Origin of the sequence: Actinomadura sp. WMMB 499 (assembly GCF_008824145.1) — a bacterium.
Classification (GTDB): Bacteria; Actinomycetota; Actinomycetes; order Streptosporangiales; family Streptosporangiaceae; genus Spirillospora.
Map to the genome: position 1 here is coordinate 1,701,789 of NZ_CP044407.1, position 26,062 is coordinate 1,727,850.

A 26,062-nucleotide genomic window follows, 5' to 3' on the forward strand; every position below is an offset into this window, starting at 1 on the left:
GGCCGGCCGCCGCGCGCGGCCGGAGGCCGCGACCGCATGGCGGGGCGGCCACGAGATCGAACCGACCGAGGTGGGCTCATGAAGCCACGACCGCTCGAAGGCAGGACGGTCGTCGACCTGACGACCGCGCTGGCCGGCCCCTACGCGACACTGCTGCTGGCGGGGCTCGGCGCGACCGTCATCAAGGTCGAGAACCCGGGGACCGGCGGCGACGCCGCCCGCGGCAACCCGCCGTACGCCGCTCCGGACGGTCCCAGCCTGGGGCGCCCCGGCGACACCGGCATGTCGGTGTCGATGCTCGGCCGTGGCCGGGGCAAGCTGAGCGTGACCCTCGACCTCAAGCACCCCCGGGCCGGGGAGGTCTTCGCCGACCTCGTCCGCGGGGCCGACATCGTCGTGGAGAACTACGCGGCCGGCACCGCCGACCGGCTCGGCGTCGGCTACGCCGCGGCGCGGGCCGCCAACCCCCGGATCGTCTACACCTCCATCAGCGGCTTCGGCGCCCAGGGCCCCGGCGACGGGGGCGGCACCGGCAAGGCCATGGACACGATCATCCAGGCGCTCAGCGGCGTCATGCTGACCGCGGGCGAGCCGGACGACCCGCCGGTGCGGTTCGGGCTGCCGATCGGCGATCTGCTCGCCCCGCTGTACGCCGTCATCGGCACCCTCGCCGCGGTGGTCCAGGCCGAGCGCACCGGCGAGGGCCAGCACGTCGACGTGTCGATGCTGGGCGCGCTGACGTCGCTGCTGTCCGCCGAGCCGTTCGACGCCCTCGAGGCGCTCGGCGCGCCCACCCGCACCGGCGCGCTGGTGCCGCGGCTCGCGCCGTTCGGGCTGTTCCCGGCCGCGGACGGCTGGATCGCGCTGTGCGCGCCGACCGACGCGTTCGCGCGCGGCGTCTGCACCGCGATCGGCCGCCCGGAACTGGCCGCCGACGACCGGTTCGCCACCCGCGACGACCGGGTCCGCAACGCCGACGAGCTGCACGAGCTGATCCGCGGGTGGTCCTCCGCCCGCACCCGCGCGGAGGCCGTCGGGGAGCTGGCCGCCGCGGGCGTCCCCGCCGCCGCCGTGCGCGATCCCGCCGAGGCCGTCCGCGACCCGGGGGTGCTCGCCCGCGGCGAGGTCGTCGAGCTGGAGCACCCCGACCACGGCCCGACCGGCCTGATGGGGCCGGGCGTCCCGATCACGTTCTCCGGTGCGCGGACCGGGCCCGACCGTCCCGTCCCCCGCCTGGGGCAGCACAACGCGGAGGTCTTCGGCGGGCTGCTCGGCTACACCGCCGACCGGCTGGCCGATCTCGAACGGGAGGGCGTCCTGTGAACGACGCGCTGCGGCGGCTCCGCGACGCCTACGAGAACCGCGACGCCGTGATCCGGCGGTGGCGCGCGACCGGCGCGCCCGTCGTGGGATGCGTGGGCGCCGACGTCCCCGTCGAACTCGTCACCGCCGCCGGAGCCCTGCCCGTCCGGCTCGCCGGGGATCCGCGCCGCGACCGCGGCGACGCCGACCGCTACCTGGGCGCCGGGCTCGACCCCGCGTCCCGCTCGATCCTGGCCGGACTGCTGTCGGGCGAGCGGGAACTCGACCTGCTCCTCGTCTCCAACGACTGCGCCGGCTCGCTGCGGCTGTTCTACACCGTCCGCGAGCTGCGCCGCCTCGGTGCCGCGCCGCACCTGCCGCGCACGCACCTCGTGGACGTCCTGCACCTGCCGCACCGGACGACGACGCGCTACAACCTCGTCCGGCTCACCGAGCTGCGGGAGCTGCTGGAGCGGTGGTCGGGCCGCCGGATCGGGGACGCCGAGCTGGCCCGGGCCGTCGCCGAGCACGACGCGACGCGGTCGCGGCTCGCCGAACTGCGCCGGCACCGCACGGCCGACCGTCCCGCCCTGTCCGGAACCGAAGCCCTGATCGCCATCGGCGCCGGTGCGGCACTGCCGGTGCGGGAGCACGCCGAACTGCTCGACCGCCTCACGGCCGGGACGGACGGCCGGGACACGGCCCACCGCGGCGCGCCCCGCATCTACCTCACCGGCAGCGCCCACGACAGCCCCGAGGTGTACCGGGAGATCGAGGACGCCGGGTACGTCATCGTCGCCGACGACCACGACTGGGGCGATGCCCTCGCCGAGCCGCTCGCCGGCGAGCCCACCCTGACCGCCCTGGCCGAGCGCTACCAGTACCGCGGCCCGACCGCCGCCCGCTCGGCCGTGCGCGCCCGCGCCCGGCAGGCGGCCGACACCGCCGCACGCTCCCGCCCCGACCTGCTGGTCTCCTACGTCCGGGAGCTGGACGAGGCCCCCGCCTGGGACTTCCGGGCCCAAAGCGCCGCGGTGGACGTGCCCGCGGTGCTCCTGGAACGGCGCCGCTACGGCGAACTCGGCGAGGACGCGCTCCCCCGCATCGCCGCGGCCCTCGCCCACCGGAAGGAGCGCTCCGCCTGATGGCACGGGACAAGCAGCTCGCCTCCGCCCGGGAGGCAACCCGCTACCAGCGGGAATGGTTCGCCGGCCTGCACGGGGCCGTGGCCGCCGGCGAGCCCATGGCGCTGGTGAACGCCGACGCCCCCCAGGAGATCTTCCGGGCGATGGGCATCCCCTACGTGGTGAACCAGTGGTGGGCCTCGGTGGTGGCGGCCAAGCAGCGCACGGGCGACTACCTCCGGACGCTCCGGGAGGAGGGCTACCCCGACTACTCCGAGCAGTACACCTCCACCGCGCTCGCCTCCGCCTTCGGCGAGGTCCGCGATCCCCCGTGGGGCGGGCTGCCCCGCCCCGCGATCGTCCTCGGCGACACCACCGGCGACGCCTCCCGCAAGGTCTTCGACATCTGGGCCGAGCAGGACGGCGTCGCGTACTACCCGCTGGAGAGCGCCGCCGCGGACACCGTCCCCACCAACTGGTGGGAGCTCATGCCCGATCAGTGGGAGACCGCCGTCGGCGCGCCGCGCCTGGACCTGATGGTCGCCGAACTGGAGGGCCTCGTCCGGTTCCTGGAGATCACCACCGGCCGCGTGTTCCGCGAATCGCGCTTCCGCGAGGTGATGGCGCTGGTCAACGAGCAGGAGGAGTGGAACCGCCGGACGCGCGACCTGATCGCCCGGACCCGGCCCGTCCCGCTGCGCGTCGACGACGGGATCTCCAGCGTGATGATCCCGCAGTGGCACCGCGGGACGGTCTGGGCGCGGGACGCGGCGAAACGCTTCCACGACGAGGTCGCCGAGCGGGTCTCGGCCGGAGCCGCCGCCTGCCCCGGCGAGCGGACCCGCCTCATGTGGATCGGCCGCGGGCTCTGGTACGACATGGACTTCTACCGGCACTTCGAGGAGACGCACGGGGCCGTCTTCGTCTGGTCGATGTACCTCGCGATCGCCGCGGACGGCTACGTCCGCTACGGCGACGACCCCATGCGGGCCCTCGCCGCCCGCTTCGCCGCGTTCTCCGACCAGCTCTACCGGCCGCCGTGGTCCACCGAGTGGTACCTCAAGGAGGCGCGGCTCCACCAGGTGGACGGCGTCGTCCACCTCGTCGGCGACGACGCCCGCAACGGCTGGTTCGTCACCCGGACGCTCGAAGCCGCGGGCATTCCGGTCTTCGAGATCCACGCGGACAACGTCGACCGGCGCACCTACGACCTCGACGCCGTCCGCGGCGACCTCGAATCCTGGCTCACCACGAGGGTCGCCCCCGCGGCCGGCCGTCCCGGCTGACGCGCCGCGGCCGCCGGCACCGGGCCGCCACCAGTGCCGCCCCCAAGGCCGACGTCCAAGGCCGACATCCAAGGCCGACATCCAAGGCCGACACCGCAACGGAACGCGCCCCGGGGCCTCACAGGCCCGGGGCGCGTTCCGGTACCGGGTGCGGCGGGGCCGCGGCCCGGCTCAGACGTCGATGCGCTCGGTGTCCAGCTCGGACGCCCCCGCGGTGATGAACGCGCGGCGCGGCGCGACGTCGCTGCCCATGAGCAGGTCGAACGTCTTCGCGGCCTCCTCGGCGTTCTCGACGCGGATGCGGCGCAGGATGCGGTGCCGCGGATCCATCGTCGTCTCCGCGAGCTGGTCGGCGTCCATCTCACCGAGGCCCTTGTACCGCTGGACGGGTTCCTTCCAGCGGCGGCCCTTGCGCTCGAACTCCACCAGCTTCTGCCGCAGCTCCGCGTCGCTGTAGCAGTAGACGTACCGTTCCTGGCCCTTGCGGGGCTTGATCAGCTCGATGCGGTGCAGCGGCGGGACGGCCGCGTAGACGCGGCCCTCCTCCAGCATCGGCCGCATGTACCGGTAGAGCAGGGTCAGCAGGAGGGTGCGGATGTGCGAGCCGTCGACGTCGGCGTCCGCCATCAGGATGATCCGGCCGTACCGGGACGCCTCGATGTCGAAGGTGCGGCCCGAGCCGGCCCCGATCACCTGGATGATCGCGGCGCACTCGGCGTTCTTCAGCATGTCGGCGACGGACGCCTTCTGCACGTTCAGGATCTTGCCGCGGATCGGGAGCAGCGCCTGGAACTCGGAGTTGCGGGCGAGCTTGGCGGTGCCGAGCGCGGAGTCTCCCTCGACGATGAACAACTCGCTGCGGTCGTCGGCGGTCCGGCAGTCGACCAGCTTGGCCGGAAGCGCCGAGTTCTCCAGGGCGTTCTTGCGGCGCTGGTTGTCGCGCTGGGTGCGGGCGGCGATCCGGGTCTTGGCCGCGCCGACGATCTTCTCCAGGACGGCGCGCAGCGCCTGCTTCTGCGCGCGCGGCGGGTTCTCGAAGATCGCCCGCAGCTCCTGGTCGACGACCTTGGAGACGATCCGGGTCGCCGCGGAGGTACCGAGGATCTCCTTGGTCTGGCCCTCGAACTGGGGCTCGGGCAGCCGCACCGTGACGACCGCCGTGAGCCCCTCCTGGACGTCGTCCCTGATCACGTCCTCGTCGCCGTTCTTCAGCAGCCGGGCGGCGCGCAACTGGTCGTTGATGACCTTGATGACGGCCTTGTCGAACCCGCGCACGTGGGTGCCGCCCTTGGGGGTGGCGATCACGTTGACGAACGAGCGGGTGACGTTGTCGTAGCCGCTCCCCCAGCGCAGCGCGATGTCGACCTCGAGGTCGCGCTCCACGTCGGTCGGGGTGAGGTGGCCCTGGTCGTCCAGGACGGGGACGGTCTCGGTGAAGTGACCGCGGCCCCGCAGCCGCAGGACGTCGATGAGCGGGTTGTCCTTGGACAGGTAGGTGCAGAACTCGCCGATGCCGCCGTCGAAGCGGAACGTCTCGTCGACGGGCTCGTCGCCGCGCTCGTCGCGGACGTCGATGGTCAGGCCGGGGATGAGGAACGCGGTCTGGCGCATCCGGTCCATGACCAGGTCGCGCTCGACGGTGGCGTCCTTGAGGAAGATCTGCAGATCTGGCCAGAACCGGACACGGGTACCGGTGACTTTCCTGGCGACCTTGCGGACCTGCCGCATGCCGGACTTCTTTTTGAACCGGGCGTTGGGGCGGCCGTCGTCGGCGAACTCGCCGGGCAGCCCCCGCCGGAAGCTGATCGCGTGGGTGTGGCCGTCGCGGTCGACCTCGACGTCGAGGCGGGCCGACAGGGCGTTGACCACGGACGCGCCGACGCCGTGCAGGCCGCCGGACGCGGTGTAGGACACGCCGCCGAACTTGCCGCCCGCGTGCAGGCGGGTCATGACCAGCTCGACGCCCGGCAGGCCCGTCTTGGGCTCCAGGTCGACGGGGATGCCGCGGCCGTCGTCGGCCACCTCGAAGGAGCCGTCGGCGTGCAGGGTCACGTTGATGTGGGTGCAGTGCCCGGCCAGCGCCTCGTCCACGCAGTTGTCGACGATCTCCCACAGGCAGTGGGCGAGGCCGCGGCTGTCGGTCGACCCGATGTACATGCCGGGTCGCTTGCGCACGGCTTCCAGCCCCTCCAGCACCGAGAGGTGCCGGGCGGAGTAGCCGTGCGGGTCTTCGGTCGTCACTTCGGCGGTCGCGGCGGTCAACGTGCGTGTGCTCCTCGGGGGTAGGACATTCGGCACGAGGGTACCCCCGGCTGCCGACAATACGTCGAAGGGCTCGCCGCCACGGGCGTCCGGGCGGTGTCCGCGGCCTCCTTCCGGCTGGTCGTCGACCCGTGGGTGGAGATCGAGAATGTCCACCTTTGGTCGGGTGTGCCAGGCCGGGCGTCTTCGTAGTGTCCCCGGCATGGCGCACACGATCGAGGTCGAAGGCCTCCAGAAACGATACGGGGACGTCCGGGCCGTCGACGAGGTCACCTTCGACGTCGGCGAGGGCGAGTTCTTCGGGATCCTCGGGCCGAACGGGGCCGGCAAGACGACGACCCTGGAGATCATCGAGGGGCTCCGGGAGGCCGACGGCGGCACGGTGTCGGTCCTCGGGACGCGGCCGTGGCCCCGCAATCCCCGGCTGCTGCCCCGCATCGGCGTCCAGTTGCAGGCGTCCTCGTTCTTCGAGCGGCTCACCGCCCGCGAGCAGCTGCGCACGTTCGGCTCGCTGTACGGCGTCCCGGCGCGGCGGGCGGACGCGATGCTGGAGACGGTCGGGCTGGACGACAAGGCCGACGTGCGCGTCGAGAAGCTGTCGGGCGGGCAGGCGCAGCGGTTGTCGATCGCGTGCGCGCTCGTCCACGATCCGGAGCTGGTGTTCCTGGACGAGCCGACGGCGGCGCTCGACCCGCAGGCGCGCCGCAACCTGTGGGACCTGCTGCGCGAGATCAACACCGGCGGTCGCACGATCGTGCTGACCACGCACTACATGGACGAGGCGGAGATCCTCTGCGACCGCGTGGCGATCATGGACGCGGGACGGCTGCTGCGCCTCGGCCCGCCTGCCGTCCTGGTGCGCGGGCTGGACGCCCCGGCGCGGATCAGCGTCCCCAGCGGGGTGCTGCCCGTGGCGGACGCGCGGCGGCTGCCCGGCGCGGACGAGGCGGCCGACGACGGCGTGTCGCTGGCGATCTCCACCCGGGACCCGTCCGCCGTGGTCGCGGCGATGGCCGCGAAGGACGCGCTGGACGGCGTCCAGATCCGCGGCGCCACCCTCGAGGACGTCTTCCTGCGGCTCACGGGACGGGAGTACCGGGCATGAGCGCCTACGCGAGTTTCAAGAGCCTGTCACGGGCCATGCTGCTCGGCTTCGCGCGGGACCGCGGCGCGCTGGCCTTCACCATCCTGTTCCCGCTGATGTTCCTGGTGATCTTCGCCGGGATCTTCGGGAACCAGTCGACCTCCAAGGTCGAGGTGCTGCGGGTCGGGCCGGTGCCCATCGTCGAGCGCGCGGTGGCGGCGGCGCCGGGCGAACTCGGCGAGGTCATGGAGCTGACGGAGGCGACGGGCCGGGCGGAGGCCCTGCGCAAGGTCGAAGAGGGCGACGCGGCCGCGGTCGTGGAGCAGCGGGGCACCGAGCTGGTCGTCCACTACTCCGCCGCCGACCGGGTCAGGGCCGGGACGGCGCGCGGGCTGATGAACCAGATCGTGCAGTCGGCGAACGTCGCCGCGACCGGCCGGGCGCCCGCGTACTCCATGTCGGCCCAGCAGGTCGAGGACGGCTCCCTGAACGCCATCCAGTTCTTCACGCCGAGCCTGCTCGGCTGGGCGCTCGCCTCGGCGGGCGTGTTCGGCGCCTCGCAGACGCTCGTGACGTGGCGGACGAAGGGCATCCTGCGCCGCCTGCGCCTCTCCCCGGCCCCGATCCCGACGGTCTTCGCGGCGCGCGTCGTCGTGAGCCTCGCGGTCGCGCTCCTCCAGTTCGCCCTGTTCGTCGCGGTGGCGACGCTGCCGATGTTCGGGCTGCGGCTGAGCGGGGCGTGGTGGATGGCCGTCCCGATGGTCTTGTCGGGCGTCCTGGCGTTCCTGTCGATCGGGATGATGGTCGGCGCGTGGGCCAAGACGCAGGAGACCGCGCAGGCCGTCACGCAGCTCATCGTCCTGCCGATGGCGTTCCTCGGCGGATCGTTCTTCCCGCTCGACGCGTCGCCCCAGTGGATGCGGACGCTCTCGTACGTCTTCCCGTTGCGATATCTGAACGAGGGGATGCTGAACGTGATGGGTCGCGGTCTCGGACCGATGTCCGCACTGCCGCAAATCGGCGTTCTCCTGGGCGTCGCGATCGTCGGCGCACTGATCGCCGTACGCCTGTTCCGCTGGGACGACGCCTAATGTGACGTCGGTCACTAATTGGCGCATTCTGCTGTGGGCGTACGAACAAGCAGGTTGGGAACGTCCGCGTCGGGTTAGATGTTGTCCTAAGTACCGACCCCGAGCATGAGGAAGGTGCCGTGACTGGAGCCCTTGCCCCGACCAAGCCGCTGACCGTCGCCGACCGATGCGACCGCTGCGGCGCTCAGGCCTACGTCCGTGCGGTCCTTGTAGGCGGCGGCGACCTTCTCTTCTGCGCCCACCACGGGCGTAAGTACGGGGAGGCTCTCCGCTCCAATGGGGCCGACATTCAGGACGAGACCGACAGGCTCAACGAAACCCCGGCTAGCGCTCGGGACGACGAGCGGTAGGCACACCCATAGAACGACGTCGAGGACGGCGGTCACCGGACACGGTGGCCGCCGTTCACCTTTCTCCACCGGCACATTGAACGCGCATCGTAATTGACCGATCACTGTGTGCAATTTCGTCGCGGAGAGTCACCGTGATGTGCCGGGATTCACGGAGACGTGACGTTCCTCACGCGATAGTGATAACCACCCTTTTCCACGAATCCCTCCCCGGCGTACAGCGCCCGCGCGGCAGCGTTGCGCTCGACGACCACCAGGTACGCCCGGCGGCATCCCCGCAGGCGTCCCCAGGCCAGGAGCGCCCGCAGGACGCGCCGTCCGAGCCCGCGCCTGCGCGCGTCCGGCGCCACCGCCATCGCGTACACGCCGAGCCACTCCCCCTGCGGGACGGCGCGGCCCACGGCGGCACCGTCCAGCGACGCGTATCCCGCCGGGACGCCGGTGAGGATCCGCTCGGCGACCGCCGGACGCACCTCGCCGTGGCGCCCGTCGACCGACCACCAGAGATCGAGCCACGCGTCCGACGGGCCGTCCGTGATCCGCACCTCCTCCGGCGCCGCCGCACTCGCGAGGTCGCGGACCATGGCGAGCGTGGGATCGACGAGGGCGTAGCCTCGATCGTCCAGGAACGCGTCCAGGTGCGTCTGGGAGCTGATGGAGAACACCGTGGGCAGGCCCAGGCCTGTGTAGAACTGCTCCGCGCGCGCTACGGCGTCTTCCAGGTCGCCGGGCTCCCCCAACGGAAGCACGGAGTTCGCGCGCTTGGTGACGCCGCCGGCGTGGCGGAGGCGCCACCGGTCAATATGGTGGACGGTCGGGGCCGGCCAGGCCGCCGCGACCAACTCGTCCAACGGGAACATCCATCGCGCCTTTCAGGAGGAACGTGCATATTCTGCTGCCCCCCTCGGAGAAGAAGAGCACCGCGGGGGACGGGCCGCCGCTGGACCTCGGCGCGCTGAGCTTCCCCGGCCTCGCGCCCGTGCGCGAACGCGTCCTGGCCGCGCTCGGCGAGGTCTGCGGACGCGACGACGCCGCCGACGTCCTCGGGCTTCCCGCGGGGCAGAAGGACGAGGCCCTGGCCCGCAACCGGGCGCTCCGCGAGGCCCCGGCGCTGCCGGTCGCCCGGCTCTACACGGGCGTCCTGTACGACAACCTGAACCTGCCGAGCCTGGACGAACCCGCCGCCGCGGACCGGATCATCGTGTTCTCCGGCCTCTGGGGCGCCCTGCGGCTCACCGACCGCGTCCCGCCCTACCGGCTCGCCATGGCGGTGTCGCTCCCGCCCGTGGGCCGCCTGGGCGCCCTCTGGCGTCCGGCCATGCGGGACGCCCTGCGGCCGGCGGACGGCCTCGTCGTCGACATGCGATCGGGCCCCTACGCGTCGGCGTGGAAGGCCCCGCGCCCCGCCGTGGCCGTCCGGGTGTTCCGCGAGCGCATCGTCGACGGCGTGCCCGAGCGCTCGGTGGTCAGCCACATGGCCAAGGCGACCCGCGGGGAGATCGCCCACGATCTGATCGCCGCCGGGGCCGACCCGCGAACCCCCGAGGAGCTGCTCAAGACCGTCGTCGATCTCGGGCACACGGCCGAGCTCAACGGCACGAACCTCGACGTCGTCCTGCACGACTGAGCGAGGGGCGGCCTGGAGGACCGGCCCGCCCGTCGAACGGGGCGAGGCGGGCCCGCCCGCACGGATCGCGGCGTCCCCGGGGCTCCGAATCGGGGCCGCCGGGAGGTCGGGCGCGCGCGGAAGGGCCCCGCCGCGGGGGTGCGGCGGGGCCTTCGCGTCGTTCGTCAGTCCAGGTAGTCGCGCAGGACCTGGGACCGGGACGGGTGCCGCAGCTTCGACATCGTCTTGGACTCGATCTGGCGGATGCGCTCACGGGTGACCCCGTACACCTTGCCGATCTCGTCCAGAGTCTTGGGCTGCCCGTCGGTGAGGCCGAACCGCATCGACACGACGCCGGCCTCGCGCTCGCTGAGGGTGTCGAGTACCGAGTGGAGCTGCTCCTGCAGGAGCGTGAAGCTGACCGCGTCGGCGGGCACGATGGCCTCGGAGTCCTCGATGAGGTCGCCGAACTCGCTGTCGCCGTCCTCACCCAGCGGAGTGTGCAGGGAGATCGGCTCGCGGCCGTACTTCTGCACCTCGACGACCTTCTCCGGGGTCATGTCGAGTTCCTTGGCCAGCTCCTCCGGAGTGGGCTCGCGGCCCAGGTCCTGGAGCATCTGCCGCTGGACGCGCGCCAGCTTGTTGATGACCTCGACCATGTGCACCGGGATACGGATGGTGCGGGCCTGGTCGGCCATCGCGCGGGTGATCGCCTGCCGGATCCACCAGGTGGCGTACGTGGAAAACTTGTAGCCCTTGGTGTAGTCGAACTTCTCGACGGCGCGGATGAGACCGAGGTTGCCCTCCTGGATCAGGTCCAGGAACAGCATGCCGCGGCCGGTGTAGCGCTTGGCCAGCGACACCACGAGCCGGAGGTTGGCCTCCAGCAGGTGGTTCTTGGCGCGGCGGCCGTCCTCGGCGATCCACTCGAAGTCCTCGAGGTCCTCCTCGGAGAGGGCGGGGCCGTCGGCGGCGAGCCGCTCCTCGGCGAAGAGCCCGGCCTCGATGCGCTTGGCGAGCTCCACCTCCTGCTCGGCGTTCAGCAGGGGGACCTTGCCGATCTGCTTGAGGTAGTCCTTGACCGGGTCGGCGGTCGCGCCGGCGGCGGCGATCTGCTGCGCGGGCGCGTCCTCCTCGTCGTCGCTGAGGGTGAAGCCCTCCTCGTCGGACGACGGCGCGGCGCCCGGCTTGGCGGCGGCGGCGACCGGGGCCTTCGGGTTCGGGGCCTCTTCCTCCTCCGGCTCCTGCGTCTCCTCGGCGTCGGACGCGTCGGACGCCTCGTCCACGAGCTCGACCTCGAGGTCGTCGCCCATGTCCTCGAGCTCGACGTCGACGTCGTCCTCGAGATCGGCGTCCTCGCCGGCCTTCTTCGCCGGGGCCTTGGCGTCCGCCTTCTTCGGGGCGGCCTTCTTCGGCTTGGCGGCGGTCTTCTTCGGCTTCGCCTGCTTGGCGGCGGGCTTGGCCGGCACCGGACGGGCGGGACGCTCGGTCTCGGGCTCGCCCTCGGCGTCGCCGACGACGGCGGTCACCGTGTCGGGCTGCTCCTTGGCCGCGGCGGCCGTCCGGGGCCTGCGGGCCGCAGGCGCCGCGCGCTTGCGCGAACGCTTGGGCGCCGCGGAGTCGGCAGCGCTCACCATGACGGTCACACCCTCCTTGCTGAGGCTCCGCAGGATGCTGGAGGCCGCGGACACCGGGATGTCGGCCTCCTCGAACGTGCGGCGGACGTCGTCGGCATCGAGGCGATTTCCCTGGGACCGTCCACGCTCGATCAGTTGCGCGATGACGTGATCGTGCAGATCTGACGCTTTCGAGGTCGAGCTAGCAGGCGACACAAATACCTCTCGAACGAACGTGTGGCTTGGATATACCCAAGTGCCCTGACGGGCCCGGCCCTACACGAGGTGGGACCTCACACTGGGCGGGACCTCCGGTGCGGACCGCAGCGTACCCGCTCTGCCTGGGTCAAGCATTCCGGTAACGCTGCGCTTTCCGCCTCTGATGTCCTACCCGGTAACTCTCCACCTTAGAGGGCGCGAGACGGTCCTTCGTACGTACGGCTCCGTCTTCGTGACGTCTTCGCGTCGTGTCCGGACGTTCTCACGCGAGCTTGGGCGGGACGTGCAGGGCGAGCACGGTCACATCGTCTACCTGCTCGTATCCGGCAAGCATCCGATCGACCAGGAAGTCGACGAGTCTCTCGGGATCTCCTACCACTTCGGGTGGGGCGTCCTCGGCCACGGCGACGAGCTCCTCCAGACCTGCGTGCACCCCACGTCTACGGTTCTCCACAAGTCCATCGGAATAGAAGACGACAGTGTTGCCGGTTTCGATGGAAAAACTTGTCTGTTCTCGCGGGCTGGGCCAGCCGAGGGGCGTTCCGGCCTCCTCCTCGCTGACCTTCGCGGGCGCGTCCGGCGAGATCAGCAGGGCCGGCGGGTGCCCGGCGTTGCTGAAGGCGCCGCGGCCGGTCTCGGGGTCGATGACCGCGTAGGTGACGGTGGTGAACTGCTCCTCGTCCTCGGTGGCGCTGAACAGCCGGTCGAGCCCGGCGAGGACGGCGGCCGGGCGGGGATCGTTGAGCGCGAGGGCGCGCAGCGCGTTGCGGACGCGGCCCATGCCAGCGGCCGCGAGGACGCCCTTGCCCATCACGTCGCCGACGGCGACGGCGAGCCGGTCGTCGGGCAGCCGGAACACGTCGTACCAGTCGCCGCCGACCTGCACGTGGCGCGTCGCGGGGTTGTAGCGGGCGGCGAGGACCATCCCCGGCGCCTGCGGCAGGTCGCTCGGCAGCAGGCTGCGCTGCAGCTCCTCGGCGGTCTTGTGCTCGCGCTCGAACAGCAGCGCCCGCTCCACGGCGAGGGCGCACTGGCCGGCGAGGGCCTCCAGGAAGACCCGCTCCTCCTCGGTGATCTCGCGGGGGCGGGTGAAGGAGAACCGCAGCGCGCCGATGGGGGCGCCCGCGGCGAGCAGCGGCAGTCCCACCCAGGCGCGCTCCTCGGTGTGCCGGGCGAACAGGCCCTTCTCGTCGCGGCCGAGCTGGAGGCGGAGGCTGTCGGGATGCTCGGCCAGGAACGGCCGTCCCTCCCGCACCGCGATCGACATGACCGTCTGGTCGCTGACCTTGATCTCGGCGGGGGACGCGTGCCCGGCGTCCTCCTCGGCGCCCGGCTGGGACGGCGTCACGACGCTGAGCCGCAGCTTGTCGTCGTCCAGCAGCGCGACGGCGGAGTAGTCGGCGCCGATCGCCGACCGGCCGACCTCGGTGATCACCTGGACGACCTGGGAGACGGTGAGCGCCTCGGCGAGCATCGAGGTCGCCTGCTGGAGCCGGGCGGTGCGCAGCGCGGCGGCCGACAGCTGCTCGGTCAGCCGGCCGCGCATCTCCTCGGCCTCGCGCTGCCCGGTGACGTCGGTGTTGGCGCCGACCCACTCGATCACCGCGCCGTTCTCCCAGATCGGCACGGCCCGCACGTCGAAGTGCCGGTAGGCGCCGCCCTTGGTGCGGATGCGGTAGTTGGTCTCGAAGACCCGGTTCTCCTCGACGGCCGCGGCCCAGATCGTCTCGATGCGGGGACGGTCCTCGGGGTGGACGACCGACAGCCAGCCGCCCTCGGCGTACTCGTCGGGCGCCTGGCCGGTGATCGCGCGCCAGTCGGGCGCGTCGTCCAGCACCCGGCCGTCCGCGGCGGCGACCCAGACGACCTGTTCGCCGGCCTCGATGAGGGAGCGGTAGCGCTGCTCCTTGCGGCGGACGACCTCCTCGGCGCGGCGCCGCTCGGTGACGTCCAGCACGGCGAGCACGACGCCGGACGGTTCGCCGCCGGGCCGCTCGCCGCCGGGACCGCGGGCGGGCAGCCAGGCGCACGCGAGGACCCGCTCGCCGACGGCCGCGGCGGGCGGCGCGTCCACGGCGCCGCCGGGCGCGTCCGCGCCGGGCGGGGCGGGGTCCGCGGCGGGCGGCGGGACGACCAGTTCGTCGTCCAGCGGGCGGCCCTCGGCCAGGACGGTGCGCAGCGCCGCCTCGAACGCGGTCGCCAGCGGCTCGGGCAGGGTCTCGGCGGGGCGGCGCTGCTGCAGGTCGCGGACGGGCCGGCCGAGCAGCGCGGCGAGCCCGTCGCTGGCCCGGCGGCAGCGCAGTTCGGTGTCGAAGAAGGCGAGCCCGCCGGGGGCCTCCTTCAGCAGGGTCGCGTAGAGCGCGGCGTCGGACGCATCCATGGGCTGCTCCTCCACCCCTGATACGCGAGGGTGCGGGACGGACGTCTCAGTGCTCACGGACACCACCTCCGCCCCGAAGATCCCGTACCGCGCGGCAAGTTTTCATCACTATGAGTGAATGGGAGCAGGTTAGCGCTCCCGCCTCCATCACAACACCGGTCGGAGTCAGGTACTCATCATCCCGATGGTCGGCCGCCTACGGAACCCCCGGCGACTCCGTCGTCTCCGGTCATGGGCGACCTCCTCGGACTCTGCGCCGTCCCGCGGCGCGCCGGCGGCGCTCCATCGGAACGGCGAGTAGGAGATGTTACGGTGCGCGGGCGCCGGAGGAGGGCATCTCGGGTCCTTCGGCGAGTCCGCGCGGGCGGGCTCGGCGCGGGCGCCTACCCGCCGGTCTTCGCCGCCTTCGCGGCCGCCTTCTGCCGCTGCTTGAACGCGCGGACCTCGGCGAGCGAGTCGGGCCCGGTGATGTCGGCGACGGAGCGGCGCGATCCCTCCGCTCCGTAGTCGCCGGCGGCCTCCCGCCAGCCCTCCGGGCGGACCCCGTACTGCTTGCCGAGGAGCGCCACGAAGATCTGCGCCTTCTGCTTGCCGTAGCCGGGGAGCGCGTTCAGCCGCTTGAACAGCTCCTTGCCGCCGCCGGCGTCCTTCCACAGCCGTTCGGCGTCGCCGTCGTAGTGCTCCACGAGGTACTGGCACAGTTGCTGGACGCGCTTGGCCATCGACCCCGGATAGCGGTGCACGGCCGGTTTCTCGGACAGCAGCGCGGCGAACCGCTCGGGGTCGCAGGCGGCGATCTCGTGGGCGTCCAGATCGTCCGAGCCGAGGCGCTCCATGATGGTGTAGGGCCCGGAGAACGCCCACTCCATCGGCACCTGCTGGTCGAGGAGCATGCCGATCAGCGCGGCGAGCGGGCTGCGCCCCAGCAGTTCGTCGGCCTCCGGCCGCTGCGCGAGATGAACCTTCGTGGCCATGCCCCCACCTTAGATCTGTCGGAAGTCTTACGTGCGGCGGATCGGCCCTGTTCGCGCCCCGGCCGTGCTGCTCCAATGGGGACGTGAACGAGGATGAATCGCCAGAAGGCGCGCCTGTGGGACGCCGGGTCGTCCTGGGCATGCTCGGCCTGGGCGCGGCCGGGGTGGCGGTGGGCGCGTCGCTCCAGGACAAGGTGAGCCAGGCGCTGGCGCCGGTGGGGACGATCCAGAACGTCCTGCCCGCGGCGGGCGGTTTCCGGTACTACTCGGTGACGGCGAGCGTCGACCGGCGCACCGCCGCGTCGTACCGGCTGCGGGTCGGCGGCCTCGTGCGGCGCCCCCGGACGTTCCGGATGGCGGACCTGGCCCGGCTGCGCCAGACGTCCCTCACCCGCGACTTCCAGTGCGTGACGGGGTGGCGGGTCGACGACGTGCAGTGGGCGGGCGTCGCGCTTCCCGACCTGCTGGACGCCGTCGGAGTGTCGCCACGGGCCCGTGCGGTGCGGTTCACATCCTTCGACGGGGTGTACACCGAGTCGCTGACGCTGGAGCAGGCGCGCCGCCGGGACGTCCTGGTCGCGACCCAGATGCAGGGCAAGCCGGTCACGCACGATCACGGCGGCCCCACGCGTCTTTACGTGGCACCCATGTACGGCTACAAGTCCCTCAAGTGGCTGGACGGCATCGAACTGACCGACGAGGTCGAGCCGGGTTACTGGGAGGAGCGCGGCTACGACGTCGACGCCTGGGTGGGCCGATCGAACGGACGTGACGATGTCCCCACCTGAGCCGTCCCGACCTGGGACGTCCCCCCGCGAGCCCGGCGGGGCGGAGCCGTCCTCGGGGTGGCTGCCGCGGTTCACCAGGGCGGAGCGATCGGTCCATCACGTGACCGGGCTGCTGATGCTGGTGTGCCTGGTGACGGCGGCGCTGCTGTACTTCCCGTTCCTGACAACGCTCGTGGGACGTCGCGAGATGGTCAAGGACGTCCATGTGTGGTGCGGGTTCGCGCTGCCCGTGCCGATCGTCCTCGGGCTGCTGTCGCGGGCCTTCCGGGCGGACGTCCGGCGGCTGAACCGCTTCGCCCCGCACGACTGGGAGTGGCTGCGGCGCCGCGACCGGCGGGACGTCCAAGGCGGCCGCGGGATCCTGCCGGTGGGGAAGTTCAACGCGGGCCAGAAGCTGAACGCGTCGTTCACGCTCGGCGCGATCCTGATCATGCTGGCGACCGGGGAGATCCTTACGTTCCCCGGGCCGTGGCCGGACGAGTGGCGGACGGGCGCGACGTTCGTCCACGACTGGCTCTTCCTGATCGTCCTCGTGGTCACGGCCGGGCACCTGTGGATGGCGTTCGGCGACCGGGGCGCGCTCGCCGGGATGCGCACCGGGCGCGTCGACCTCGCGTGGGCGCGGCGGCACCACCCCGGCTGGGCGGACGCCGCCGCGAGGGCGCGGGCCGGACGGGAGGACGGACGGGAGGACGGGCCGCCCGGGGAGCAGGCCGGGCGGGCCGGTCCAGAATTTGCGAACCGACCACCCGGCATGTCTTGACTCTCCCCGCAAAACGGCTGGAATGGGACATCGAGGCAAGGTGCGGACGGCGGCCCGCCCGCCGGTGATCGGCGGCCGCGGGCGGAATCCGCGCGCCTCGTCTCGGCCGGCGGCCGTCCCGTCCGCCGGAACCCCGTGCGCGGAGGTGTGCGCAGATGCCTGCACAGTTGCCTGCACTGGACCGGACCGAGCCCGGCGACGCGCTCGCGACCCGGCTCTCCGACGAGTTCGCGAACTTCCCGCCGGACGCCGTGCACCGCTGCGTGGCCGACGTCCAGGCCCGCATGTCCCACCTCGGTCTCGAGCCCACGCCGCCGCGCGTCGAGCGGATGGCGCGCGAGCACCTCACGGGCATGCTGAAATCCGAGCCGCCCTCGGGACGGTCCCCGGGAGGCGGCGCCGACGGCTGAAGCGGCGCGCCGCCCGGCGTCCGCGTTACGGAGACCGGCGGCCCGGAATCTGACAAGCTGGGTAGGTGACTCCCCGCAGCCGCCACCGATCCCCCGGGGAACCGGCGCCGCGCGACGCCCCCGGCGAGGTCGCGGAGATCTTCGACGGCATGCTGCACCACGCCCGCGAGCTGCTGGCCGTCCGCAGCCCGCTGGACGCCGAGCTGATCGTCAGCGAGATCCTCGGGTCGTGGTGGGGGCACCGCGTGCCCGGCGGCGACGTCGAGGAGGTCATCGGCGAGGCCCTCGTCGGGCACGCCGAGCGGGCCGCGACGCCCGCCGCGCTCGCCCTGCTCACCGGCATCGCCTACCTGGGCACGCCCCGGCAGGCCGTGCGGGCCGAGCGCGCGGCCCTGAAGCTGATGAAGCGCGGCGTCGCCCGTCCCGGCTGGGCCGACCGGGTCGGGACGGTGGCGCCCGAGCAGTGCTTCGTGTCCCGCGACGTCTACGGCGACCAGGACTCGATCGTCTGCGTCTACGCCTACGGCGGCTCCGAGCGGCACGCGCTCGTCGTCCTGGTCGACCGGACGAAGGCCGAGACCGTCCCGGAGCCGGGGCGGCGCCGCCCCCGCGGCGGACCGTCGCGGCCGGGCCGCCCGCGAGCGGCATGGTGCGGGACGCGTGGGTGTCGTCGCGGGTCGACCGGCTGCTCGACCACTGCCGCACCGAGGGCCGCGACAACCCGCTGATGCGGTTCGAGCGGCTCGACGCCCGCGACACCAAGGCGCTGCTGCGGAGCGCCCTCGACCTCACCAACGGCGTCGACGACCCGCCCGTGAACGACGGGTTCGGCTCCTACCACGCGTTCGTCCGCGCGCGCGCCGGGCTCCTCCCGCCGGGCGGGCGGCTCCCGCAGCCGCCCGTGTACGGGCGTGACCGCCGCGCCACGCTTGCCGCCCGGTTCCTGGCGTCCGACGAGGCCGAGGAGCTGTCGGACCGGTCCGCCGCCAGCCGCTGCGTCGACCGGATCATCGAGTACGGCTGCGAGCACGACTTCGGGCGTCCGCTGCGGGTCAGCCCGGTCAAGTGCGAGATGTTCCTGCTCGACTGGCTGCCCCGCAAGGTCCTGCTGTCCCCGGGCGAGCAGGAGGCCGCCCCGCACGTCCTGGCCGCATGGGTGCGCTGGGCGGGCCGCCGCACGGGCCTGCCCGAAGAGGGCGTCCGGGCGACCCTGGACGCCGTCTGGGACGCCACCGCCACGTTCGCCGAGGCCTACCGCGACCCGTCCGCGTTCGGCCTCGACCGCGAGATCGTCGCCCGCCTCCTGCCCGACAGCGACCTGGAGGCGCTCCCCCGCCGCGCGTTCGCGCTGCCCTTCCTGACCGGCACCCACCGCAGCTCGGGACGGCACGGCGCGATCGACCTGTCCGCGCTGGACCCCTCCGACCCGGACGACCGCCGCGTCATCCTCGAGTTCGAGCACCCCAGCGCGGGCGACGAGCATCTCGACGCCCACGAGCGGGTCACCGCCCGGCTGTGGGACGGCGATCCCCCCGACCTGTGGGAGACCGCCCAGGCGCTCCTGGACGACGGCTGGCCGCGGCACGAGATCCTGCACCGCCTCATCGACGTCCTCGACGACCACGACGGCGACCCGCGAGCCCTCCGCGACGCCCTGCGTGGCCTCCGTCACGAACCCCCGCCGGGGTGACGGGCCGGTTTGCGCGCGACGGCCCCGGCGACGATCATCGGTTTGCGGGCACGGTCTCCAGGGGGCGAGAGACCGGCCCCCGGTCGTAGGGAGTGATCTTGTTGGAGTGGTCCGAGTTCGGCCGGCGGCTGGCGCGCCAGCTGGCGGCGCTCGAACGGGACACGATCCTCATCGTGCGCGAGCGCGACGAGAGCCGCCACTACGTCCAGGCCATGCGCGAGCCCGACCGGCTCTACGCGGAGGCCGTCAGCAACAACTTCCTGGTCGGCCCGCTGCTGCTCACGCCGGCCGACGAGGAGGTCATGAGCGAGGCGGGCTGGCGGCCGCCCGCCGAACCGGCCCCCCGCAACTGGTGGACCGAGCTGCCCGGCGGCGGCCTGCCCGGCGACTTCGCGCGGCTCGCCGAGGTGATGGTCACCGCACTGCGGGACGTCCAGGGCGTGCGCCGCCCGTCCGAGCTGGTGTACGAGTCGTTCCACCGGCACGGCACCGGACTGATCGAACTGCCCGGCTTCGGCATCGACATCGCCGACCCGTCCCGCATCACCCGGCGCCGCGACCCCGCGCCCGACCTCGCGGCGGACGCGTCCGAGCCGCCGGCCGCCGGCGCCGACGAGCTGGAGCCGCTGCTCACCGGCGCCAAGGAGCGCGGCGACCACGGGACGTACTTCTCGCTGCTCGGCCGCGCCGACCTCGTCCTGCCCGCGACCGGCCCCGCCGTCGAGGACCCCGACCGCGCCGAGCTGCCCACGGTCACCATCGGCGGCGCCACCTACGTCACCGTGTTCACCTCCCCCGGCGCCCTCGCCCGCACCGGCGACCGCCACCCCGGCCTGTACCGCCGCACGTCGTTCGCGGCGCTGTCGGCCGGCTGGCCGGACCCGGCCTGGCAGCTGGCGATCAACGCGGGGCTGCCGAGCGAGGTCCTGCTCGACGTCACCGCGCTCGCCCGGCTCAGCGCCGAGCACGGGTCGCCGTCGGTGAACGGCGAGCAGGAGGTCCCGCAGACCACGATCGACGCCTACTCCGTCGAGGACCTGCAGAAGGCGCTCGACGCCGGGACCCCCTACTTCGACTCCGCCCCCGAACCCGAGCCCGAGCCCGAACCGCTCGGCGCGCCGCCGCGACCCGCCGAACCGGCGGGCGTCCCGATCCGGCCGCCGCACGGCACCCGGCTCTGGCGCTGGAACGGCGCCAACGACCAGACCCCGGTGGCCGTCTACGACGCCATCGGCGCCGTCTGGGCGCCCGCCCGGGCCGACGCCGTGCCCGCCCCGCGGTCCGACTGACCGTCCCGCCGACCGGCCGACGCTCCGGCGCGGCATTCCGCTAACGTCTTACTACCGCCGGGTACGGCGGCCCCCGCCCCCACGGACGTGAGAGTGGACCCGAGTGGACTGGAACGACTTCGCCAAGCGGCTGACCCTGGAACTCTCGCGTCTGCCCGTGCAGTCGTTCATCATCGTGCAGGCGCCGTCCGGCATGCCCTACGTCCAGGCGATGCGCGCCGAACAGGGCATGGACGCCGAGGCCGTCGGCAGCGCGTTCCTGCCCCGCCCCCTCGGCCACCTGCAGGAACGCCGACTGCGCTCGCTCGGCTGGGAGCCGCCGGACGACGCGCGCCGCCGCAACTGGTGGGACCACTTCGACCTGCGCGAACCCGGCCGCCGCGACAAGGACGGGCGCGCCGCCGCCGAACGCCTCGAAGCGTGCGCGATGCTCGCGGGCCGGATGGTCGGCGCGTTCCGCGACGTCTACGGCATCGACTCCCCGCTCGAGCTCGTCTACCAGGCGGCCCGCATCGGCAAGGAGGGCGGCCCCCTCGCCCTGCCCGGCCTCGGCATCCCGGTCGCGATCCCCGAGGGCGGCGAGCGCCGCGCCGAACGCCCGTCCGGTTCGGCCCTCGAGACCGCCCTCGCCGACGCCCGCGAGCGCGGCGACCAGCGCGGCTACCTCGAGCTGCTGGCCCGCGCCACCCTCTACCTGCCCGCGCCGAACAACCCCGGCGGCACCGACCACCAGTACGCGACGGCCCAGTTCGGCGACGGCACCTTCATCCTCGCGTTCACCTCCCCCGAGGCCATGGAGCGATCCCTGCAGGGCCAGGCCGTCCATCACCGGGAGGAGTCCCTGGCGCGGCTCGCCCGCCGCTGGCCGAACCCCCGCTGGCAGCTCGCCGTCAACCCCGGGTTGCCCAGCGCCTCGTACCTGGACGCCAACGCCCTGTTCGAGCCCGAGCACGCCGAACCGCCGAAGCCGTCCCGCCGCGAACGCAAACCGGGCCGGAGGCGCGCCGCTCCGGCCGAGACCCCGATCGACTCCGTCCCCGCGGGACCGCCGCAGGGGAGCGCCCCTCCGGCTGCGGGCGCCCGAACCGCACCCGAGGCCGCCCCAGGCGCCGTGGGCCCGTTCTCGACCGGTTCAGCGCCCGGCGAGCCCGGCGCACGCGAGAGGGAACTCCACGAGGGCCCCGGCGTCCGCCCGACCGAGCTTCGGCACGGTGACGAACGTCCCGCCGTAACGCCGTCCGGCGCCCCGGACGCCTTCTCGACCCGGTGGACCCCTTCCGAGCCCGGCGCACGAGCGGGCGAACCCGCGACGGCCTGCGCACGCCGCCGCCCGGCCCTGGACAGGACGCGGACCTACCCGGGCACGACCCCCGCGACCGGCTCGCGGCCTCGCGCACCGAACGTCCCGCCGACACGGCACCCGGCGGGCCCGGCCCGTCCTCGACCGGTTCACCGCGCGCGCCCAGCGGCCCCCGGCCGGGAAGCGACGACCCAAGCGCGCGCGGGAGCGAGCCACGCGACGACGTGGGCGACGCCTCCGGCGGCCACCCCCACGAAAGCCCGCTCGGCCCCGCGCCCGGCGCGCCCCACACCGGCCCGGGCAGCCCGAGCACCCACGGCACCGGTGCTCCCGGCACCACGGCTGACGACCGTCCCCCGAAAGCACGCTCGGCACACACCAGGCGCCCCACACCAGCCTGGGCAGCCCGGGTCCCCATAGCGGCACCAAGCCCGGCACCGCACCCGACGACCGCCCGTTCGGCACCGCACACCGAACGCCCCGCTCGGGCTCAGGCAGCCCGAGCGCCCACGGCACCGATGCTCCCGGCACCACGGCCGACGACCGTCCCCCCGAAGCCACACTCGGCACACACCAGGCGCCCCACACCGGCATGGGCAGCCCGAGCGCACACACCGGGCCCGGCACCGCACCCGACGACCGTCCGCACGACGGGCCGTTCGGCGCCACGGAACCAGGGCGGGAGGGGCACGGCGGTGATCGTCCGGGCGGGGAGGACGTCGCGGCGGGGCGGCAGGTCGTGGTGATGCAGAAGGTCGTGCGGGGCGACCATGTCCGGCACTACCTGGAGGGCGGGTACGACCTGGTCGCCGGGTACGTGCACCGTTTCGAGGACGTGCGGGAGCTGGGCACTCCGGCGGCGGTCGTCCGGGCGCTGGGCCTGGTGTACGAGGGGTCGCCGTTCAGCCCGGCGGACGAAGAGGTGTTCGTGATCCGGTGGGCGGCGGTGAAACCGCCGTTGTTCCGGCGTCCGCTGGGCGGGATCGACGAGTGGAGCATGGGGATCGTCCCGGGCGGCTGGGTGATCGAGAAGGCGCCGTTCCCGGGGTCGGGGTACGCGCCGGGCGAGGGGCCGTCGATCCCGGAGTTCAAGATCGACAGCCAGCGGCTGCCGCACGGGGCGGAGCTGTACCGGCTGGACTCGCAGGGGGTGGAGCGGCTCGTGGCCGTGTTCGACACCGACCTGCGGCAGTGGCACGTGAAGCTGCCGGGAGGACGGGCATGATCCGGCACGGGTACTACGCGGGGTGGCGCGGCGGCGAGTACGAGGCGAGCCCGGACGGGGATCTCGTGCGGCTGTACGCGGAGCGGGAGGCCGAGGGGTTCCGGCGGATCGCGGCCGAGCGGTACCTGCGGGTGGTGCCGGCGGCGGAGATCGACCATCTGCATTACGTGAGCACGCGCTGCGTCTGGCGAGGAGAGCCGTTCGTGGTGCTGGGCGAGCAGGACGGCTGGCTGCGGGTGGAGTACACGGGCGGGAAGGCGCCGGTGGCGGAGCGGCTCGGGCTGGAGACGTTCGACCGGGGCGTGCACCAGGCGTGGGCGTCGCGGCACGAGGTCGAGGACGTCCGCGAGGAGATCGTCTGAGAAGGTCGTGGCATGGCGGTCATCGACATCAACGCCGACCTCGGTGAGGGGTTCGGGGTCTGGAAGCTGGGCGACGACCTTGCGCTGCTCGACGTGATCACCAGCGCGAACGTGGCGTGCGGGTTCCACGCGGGCGATCCGCTGATCATGCGCCGGGTGTGCGCGGCGGCGGTGGAGCGCGGGGTGACGATCGGCGCGCAGGTGTCGTACTGGGACCTGGCCGGTTTCGGCCGCCGGGAGATGGACGTGGCGCCGGACGAGCTCACCGCGGAGGTGCTGTACCAGATCTCGGCGCTGGACGGCATCGCCCGTACCGAGGGCGGACGGGTCGCGTACGTCAAGCCGCACGGGGCGCTGTACAACCGGGTCGCGCGCGACGAGACGCAGGCGCGGGCGGTGGCGGACGCGGTGCGGGCGTTCGATCCGTCGCTGCCGCTGCTGACGCTGCCGGGCTCAGCGGTGCACGAGGCAGCCGGGGGCTGGCGGTGGTGGCGGAGTGCTTCGCCGACCGCGCGTACACGCCGGCGGGGCGGCTGGTGTCGCGGCGGGAGCCGGGGGCGGTGGTGCACGACCCGAACGAGGTCGTGCGGCGGGCCGTCCGGATGGCGGTGGACGGCCGCGTGGTCGCGGTGGACGGCAGCGACGTGGCGCTGCGGGCCCGGTCGATGTGCGTGCACGGCGACACGCCGGGCGCGGTGGTGCTGGCGCGGGCGGTGCGGGCGGCGCTGACGGACGCGGGCGTGGCGCTGGAGCCGTTCGCGTGAGGGTCCTGCGGGCGGGGGACGCGGCACTGCTGGTGGAGACGGGCGATCTGGCGAGCGCGCACCGGCTGGACGCGGCGCTGCGGGACGCTCGTCCGGCCGGTGTGGTCGACGTGGTGCCGGGCGAGCGGACCGTGCTGGTGGTCGCCGAGCCGGGCACGGACATGGAGCGGCTGGCGGGTGCGCTGCCGGGGCTGCGGCCGCCGGAGGACGCGGCCGGGGACGCGGAGCCGGTGCGGATCCCGGTCGTGTACGACGGGGAGGACCTCGAGGAGGTCGCGCGCCTGACGGGGCTCTCGCGGGACGAGGTCGTGCGGCGGCATTCGGACGCCTGGTACACGGTCGCGTACCTGGGGTTCTCGCCCGGTTTCGGGTATCTGACGGGGCTGGATCCGGCGCTGCACGTGCCGCGGCGGGAGTCGCCGCGCACGGCGGTCCCGGCGGGGTCGGTGGCGGTCGCGGGCCCGTACGCGGCGGTATACCCGTCGCGGTCGCCGGGCGGCTGGCGGCTGCTGGGGCGGACGGCGGCGGTGCTGTGGGACGTCGAGCGCGATCCGCCGTCGCTGCTGCGCCCGGGGACGCGTGTCCGGTTCGTCCCCGAGGACGATCGTTGATCGAGATCGTCCGGCCGGGGCCGCTGGCGACCGTCCAGGACCTCGGCAGGCCCGGACTCGCGCATCTGGGGGTCCCCCGGTCGGGTGCGGCGGACGAGCGCGCGCTGCGGCTCGCGAACCGGCTCGTGGGCAATCCGGAGGGCGCGGCGGGCGTGGAGCTCACGCTGGGCGGGGCCGCTTTGCGTTTCCACCGTGGGGCGTGGATCGCGGTCACGGGCGCCGTGGTGCCGCTGCGAATCGGAGGTCGCGCGCACTGGACGAACGCGCCGTGCCATGTCCCGTGCGGTGCGCTCGTCGAGTTCGGGTTGCCGCTTTCGGGGCTGCGCAGCTACCTGGCCGTGCGCGGTGGGGTCGCGGCAGGAGAAGTGCTGGGGAGCCGTTCGACCGACCTGTTGTCGGGTCTCGGTCCGGCGCCGCTGAGGGTCGGGGAGCGGCTGCCCTTGGGGCCGGTCACGGGACTTGCCCCGATCACCGTCAACGTCGCCCCCGGCGTGCCGTTGCCGGAGACGCCGGTACTGCGGGTCTTGCCCGGCCCTAGGGACGACTGGTTCGCGCCGGACGCGCTGCGCACGCTCACGGCCGCCGTGTACGAGGTGTCGCCGGACAGCAACCGTGTCGGGGTCCGTTTGGACGGTCCCGCGCTGCGGCGGTCGCGCGAGGGGGAACCGGGCAGCGAGGGGATGGTGACCGGGGCGGTGCAGGTGCCGCCCAGCGGGCTCCCCATCGTGTTCCTCGCCGACCATCCGACGACCGGCGGCTACCCCGTCATCGCGGTGCTGGCGTCCGCGTCGGTCCCGGACGCGGCGCAGTTGCGCCCGGGACAGCGCGTCCGGTTCCGCCTCTAGGTGAGCGGGGCGGGCGCGGACCAGTCCAGGTGCGAGACGTCGTTGAACCCGCGGACCTGCGTGAGGTCGCCGAGCCGCACCAGCCGGGAGATCGATCCGTTGTCGGGGGCGAGGAACGCGAACGGCCGGGAGCCGGTCGCGGCGGCGAGGGCCTGCGCGATCACGCCGCCGTGGGTGAACACCGCGATCCGCCCGCCCGCGTGCTTCGCGGCGAGCCGGGTGATGCTCTCCTCGACCCGCGCGGCGAACGCCTCGGACGCCTCCGCGCCGGGGACGACGTCCCAGCGCTCCTCGGCGAACATCCGCGCCGCGATCGGGTCGTTCTCGGCGACCCGGCGGCGGAACAGGCCGCCCTCCCACTCGCCGAGATGCACCTCGCGCATGCCCGGCTCGACGACGGGCTCCATGCCGAGCCGGCGCGCGAGCGGCGCGGCCGTCTCGTGCGTCCGGCGCAGCGTCGTCACGTAGAGGGCGTCGAAGGTCTCGCCGCCGAGCCGCTCGCCGACCTGCTCGGCCTGCTCCCGTCCCTCCGGCGCCAGTTCCGGGTCGCCCTGCCCGTCCACCGTGGGGAAGGGGGCGTCGGCACGGGCCGGGGCGGACGCGCCGTGCCGGATGAGCAGCACCTCCGTCGCGCCGTCGGGGGCCTTGTACCGCGTCTGCCGGTATTCGACCGGCTCATCCCGCTCGTCCACGCTCCGAACACTAACGTCCGCCCCGGTGG

The 26,062-nt window shown here is 73.6% G+C and carries 24 protein-coding genes and 1 pseudogene; 19 read left to right on the forward strand and 6 right to left on the reverse strand.

Annotated elements, in window-relative coordinates; translation table 11 throughout:
- The first annotated feature begins 78 nt into the window (after positions 1-78).
- From F7P10_RS07440 to F7P10_RS07450, 3 genes are read left to right on the forward strand one after another with little or no spacing between them, the layout of a single operon-like run.
- Positions 79-1,323 carry a CaiB/BaiF CoA-transferase family protein gene (locus tag F7P10_RS07440; RefSeq protein ID WP_151008678.1) on the forward strand — a complete coding sequence of 415 codons (1,245 nt, stop codon included), beginning with the start codon at positions 79-81 and terminating at the stop codon, positions 1,321-1,323.
- Positions 1,320-2,447, forward strand: a complete 1,128-nt coding sequence (locus F7P10_RS07445; RefSeq protein ID WP_254716465.1) for a 2-hydroxyacyl-CoA dehydratase family protein — start codon at positions 1,320-1,322, stop codon at positions 2,445-2,447. Before F7P10_RS07440 ends, F7P10_RS07445 begins: the two co-directional genes overlap by 4 nt.
- Complete coding sequence (locus F7P10_RS07450) at positions 2,447-3,712, forward strand: 2-hydroxyacyl-CoA dehydratase family protein (RefSeq protein ID WP_151008679.1); 1,266 nt, start codon at positions 2,447-2,449, stop codon at positions 3,710-3,712. The genes F7P10_RS07445 and F7P10_RS07450 overlap by 1 nt, the downstream gene beginning before the upstream one ends.
- A 171-nt stretch (positions 3,713-3,883) precedes the next feature.
- Here F7P10_RS07450 and F7P10_RS07455 read toward each other — a convergent pair whose 3' ends face one another.
- Entirely contained in the window at positions 3,884-5,974 is a 2,091-nt protein-coding gene (locus F7P10_RS07455; RefSeq protein WP_151008680.1) for a type IIA DNA topoisomerase subunit B, read from the reverse strand.
- 202 nt (positions 5,975-6,176) lie between these two features.
- Here F7P10_RS07455 and F7P10_RS07460 point away from each other — a divergent pair, with 202 nt between their 5' ends.
- From F7P10_RS07460 to F7P10_RS44040, 3 genes are all read left to right on the forward strand, one after another.
- On the forward strand, positions 6,177-7,079 hold the full coding sequence (locus F7P10_RS07460) for an ABC transporter ATP-binding protein (RefSeq protein ID WP_151008681.1): 903 nt from the start codon (positions 6,177-6,179) through the stop codon (positions 7,077-7,079).
- A complete protein-coding gene (locus tag F7P10_RS07465) occupies positions 7,076-8,149 on the forward strand; it encodes an ABC transporter permease (protein ID WP_151008682.1) in 1,074 nt (357 codons plus the stop codon). Before F7P10_RS07460 ends, F7P10_RS07465 begins: the two co-directional genes overlap by 4 nt.
- Positions 8,150-8,268: 119 nt before the next feature.
- Positions 8,269-8,499, forward strand: coding sequence for a hypothetical protein (locus F7P10_RS44040; protein WP_151008683.1), 231 nt, complete (start codon positions 8,269-8,271; stop codon positions 8,497-8,499).
- A gap of 149 nt (positions 8,500-8,648) precedes the next feature.
- Here the strand turns inward: F7P10_RS44040 and F7P10_RS07475 are convergent, their stop codons facing one another.
- A complete protein-coding gene (locus tag F7P10_RS07475; RefSeq protein WP_254716466.1) occupies positions 8,649-9,350 on the reverse strand; it encodes an N-acetyltransferase in 702 nt (233 codons plus the stop codon).
- A 32-nt stretch (positions 9,351-9,382) separates the two neighbouring features.
- Between F7P10_RS07475 and yaaA the strand changes: the two genes are divergently transcribed.
- Entirely contained in the window at positions 9,383-10,126 is a 744-nt protein-coding gene (gene yaaA / locus F7P10_RS07480; RefSeq protein WP_151008685.1) for a YaaA family protein, read from the forward strand.
- 164 nt (positions 10,127-10,290) lie between these two features.
- Here yaaA and F7P10_RS07485 read toward each other — a convergent pair whose 3' ends face one another.
- From F7P10_RS07485 to F7P10_RS07495, 3 genes are all read right to left on the reverse strand, one after another.
- Positions 10,291-11,937, reverse strand: coding sequence for an RNA polymerase sigma factor (locus F7P10_RS07485; RefSeq protein WP_151008686.1), 1,647 nt, complete (start codon positions 11,935-11,937; stop codon positions 10,291-10,293).
- Positions 11,938-12,202: 265 nt separating this feature from the next.
- Positions 12,203-14,320, reverse strand: a complete 2,118-nt coding sequence (locus F7P10_RS07490) for a SpoIIE family protein phosphatase (RefSeq protein WP_176611343.1) — start codon at positions 14,318-14,320, stop codon at positions 12,203-12,205.
- 383 nt (positions 14,321-14,703) lie between these two features.
- The gene (locus F7P10_RS07495) at positions 14,704-15,294 is read right to left on the reverse strand and encodes an HhH-GPD-type base excision DNA repair protein (RefSeq protein ID WP_151008688.1); all 591 of its coding nucleotides are present in this window, start codon (positions 15,292-15,294) and stop codon (positions 14,704-14,706) included.
- 83 nt (positions 15,295-15,377) lie between these two features.
- Here F7P10_RS07495 and F7P10_RS07500 point away from each other — a divergent pair, with 83 nt between their 5' ends.
- The 12 genes and pseudogenes from F7P10_RS07500 (at position 15,378) to F7P10_RS07550 (ending at position 25,341) form a co-directional block, all read left to right on the forward strand.
- Complete coding sequence (locus F7P10_RS07500; RefSeq protein WP_218040407.1) at positions 15,378-16,082, forward strand: molybdopterin-dependent oxidoreductase; 705 nt, start codon at positions 15,378-15,380, stop codon at positions 16,080-16,082.
- Positions 16,083-16,182: 100 nt separating this feature from the next.
- Positions 16,183-16,845, forward strand: coding sequence for a cytochrome b/b6 domain-containing protein (locus F7P10_RS07505; RefSeq protein ID WP_218040408.1), 663 nt, complete (start codon positions 16,183-16,185; stop codon positions 16,843-16,845).
- A 155-nt stretch (positions 16,846-17,000) separates the two neighbouring features.
- On the forward strand, positions 17,001-17,255 hold the full coding sequence (locus tag F7P10_RS07510; protein ID WP_151008690.1) for a hypothetical protein: 255 nt from the start codon (positions 17,001-17,003) through the stop codon (positions 17,253-17,255).
- 65 nt (positions 17,256-17,320) lie between these two features.
- Positions 17,321-17,983, forward strand: coding sequence for a hypothetical protein (locus tag F7P10_RS45350; RefSeq protein WP_368077461.1), 663 nt, complete (start codon positions 17,321-17,323; stop codon positions 17,981-17,983).
- Positions 17,902-18,945, forward strand: coding sequence for a hypothetical protein (locus F7P10_RS07515; protein WP_368077462.1), 1,044 nt, complete (start codon positions 17,902-17,904; stop codon positions 18,943-18,945). Before F7P10_RS45350 ends, F7P10_RS07515 begins: the two co-directional genes overlap by 82 nt.
- Positions 18,946-19,043: 98 nt before the next feature.
- The gene (locus F7P10_RS07520) at positions 19,044-20,234 is read left to right on the forward strand and encodes an SseB family protein (protein WP_254716467.1); all 1,191 of its coding nucleotides are present in this window, start codon (positions 19,044-19,046) and stop codon (positions 20,232-20,234) included.
- Positions 20,235-20,337: 103 nt separating this feature from the next.
- Complete coding sequence (locus F7P10_RS07525) at positions 20,338-21,954, forward strand: SseB family protein (protein WP_151008691.1); 1,617 nt, start codon at positions 20,338-20,340, stop codon at positions 21,952-21,954.
- A 172-nt stretch (positions 21,955-22,126) separates the two neighbouring features.
- Positions 22,127-22,759 (forward strand): hypothetical protein, encoded by a 633-nt coding sequence (locus F7P10_RS07530; RefSeq protein WP_151008692.1) that lies wholly within the window; start codon positions 22,127-22,129, stop codon positions 22,757-22,759.
- Complete coding sequence (locus F7P10_RS07535; RefSeq protein WP_151008693.1) at positions 22,756-23,121, forward strand: hypothetical protein; 366 nt, start codon at positions 22,756-22,758, stop codon at positions 23,119-23,121. Before F7P10_RS07530 ends, F7P10_RS07535 begins: the two co-directional genes overlap by 4 nt.
- Positions 23,122-23,133: 12 nt before the next feature.
- Positions 23,134-23,885: pseudogene (locus F7P10_RS07540) on the forward strand (LamB/YcsF family protein).
- Positions 23,882-24,496, forward strand: coding sequence for a 5-oxoprolinase subunit PxpB (gene pxpB, locus F7P10_RS07545; RefSeq protein WP_151008694.1), 615 nt, complete (start codon positions 23,882-23,884; stop codon positions 24,494-24,496). Before F7P10_RS07540 ends, pxpB begins: the two are co-directional and overlap by 4 nt.
- Positions 24,493-25,341 (forward strand): biotin-dependent carboxyltransferase family protein, encoded by an 849-nt coding sequence (locus tag F7P10_RS07550; RefSeq protein WP_151008695.1) that lies wholly within the window; start codon positions 24,493-24,495, stop codon positions 25,339-25,341. Before pxpB ends, F7P10_RS07550 begins: the two co-directional genes overlap by 4 nt.
- Here F7P10_RS07550 and F7P10_RS07555 read toward each other — a convergent pair.
- Positions 25,338-26,033 carry a histidine phosphatase family protein gene (locus F7P10_RS07555; RefSeq protein WP_151008696.1) on the reverse strand — a complete coding sequence of 232 codons (696 nt, stop codon included), beginning with the start codon at positions 26,031-26,033 and terminating at the stop codon, positions 25,338-25,340. The two genes, F7P10_RS07550 and F7P10_RS07555, sit on opposite strands and share 4 nt — an antisense overlap.
- Positions 26,034-26,062: the final 29 nt, after the last annotated feature.

What these genes read in the sequence shown, in the direction of transcription:
- F7P10_RS07530 (WP_151008692.1), top strand. Translation starts at nt 22,127, where the DNA reads ATGGGCAGCCCGAGCGCACACACCGGGCCCGGCACCGCACCCGACGAC.
- F7P10_RS07515 (WP_368077462.1), top strand. Translation starts at nt 17,902, where the DNA reads ATGGTGCGGGACGCGTGGGTGTCGTCGCGGGTCGACCGGCTGCTCGAC.
- F7P10_RS07495 (WP_151008688.1), bottom strand. Translation starts at nt 15,294, where the DNA reads ATGGCCACGAAGGTTCATCTCGCGCAGCGGCCGGAGGCCGACGAACTG.
- F7P10_RS07460 (WP_151008681.1), top strand. Translation starts at nt 6,177, where the DNA reads ATGGCGCACACGATCGAGGTCGAAGGCCTCCAGAAACGATACGGGGAC.
- F7P10_RS07510 (WP_151008690.1), top strand. Translation starts at nt 17,001, where the DNA reads ATGCCTGCACAGTTGCCTGCACTGGACCGGACCGAGCCCGGCGACGCG.
- F7P10_RS07490 (WP_176611343.1), bottom strand. Translation starts at nt 14,320, where the DNA reads ATGGATGCGTCCGACGCCGCGCTCTACGCGACCCTGCTGAAGGAGGCC.
- F7P10_RS07465 (WP_151008682.1), top strand. Translation starts at nt 7,076, where the DNA reads ATGAGCGCCTACGCGAGTTTCAAGAGCCTGTCACGGGCCATGCTGCTC.
- F7P10_RS07450 (WP_151008679.1), top strand. Translation starts at nt 2,447, where the DNA reads ATGGCACGGGACAAGCAGCTCGCCTCCGCCCGGGAGGCAACCCGCTAC.
- F7P10_RS07440 (WP_151008678.1), top strand. Translation starts at nt 79, where the DNA reads ATGAAGCCACGACCGCTCGAAGGCAGGACGGTCGTCGACCTGACGACC.
- F7P10_RS07535 (WP_151008693.1), top strand. Translation starts at nt 22,756, where the DNA reads ATGATCCGGCACGGGTACTACGCGGGGTGGCGCGGCGGCGAGTACGAG.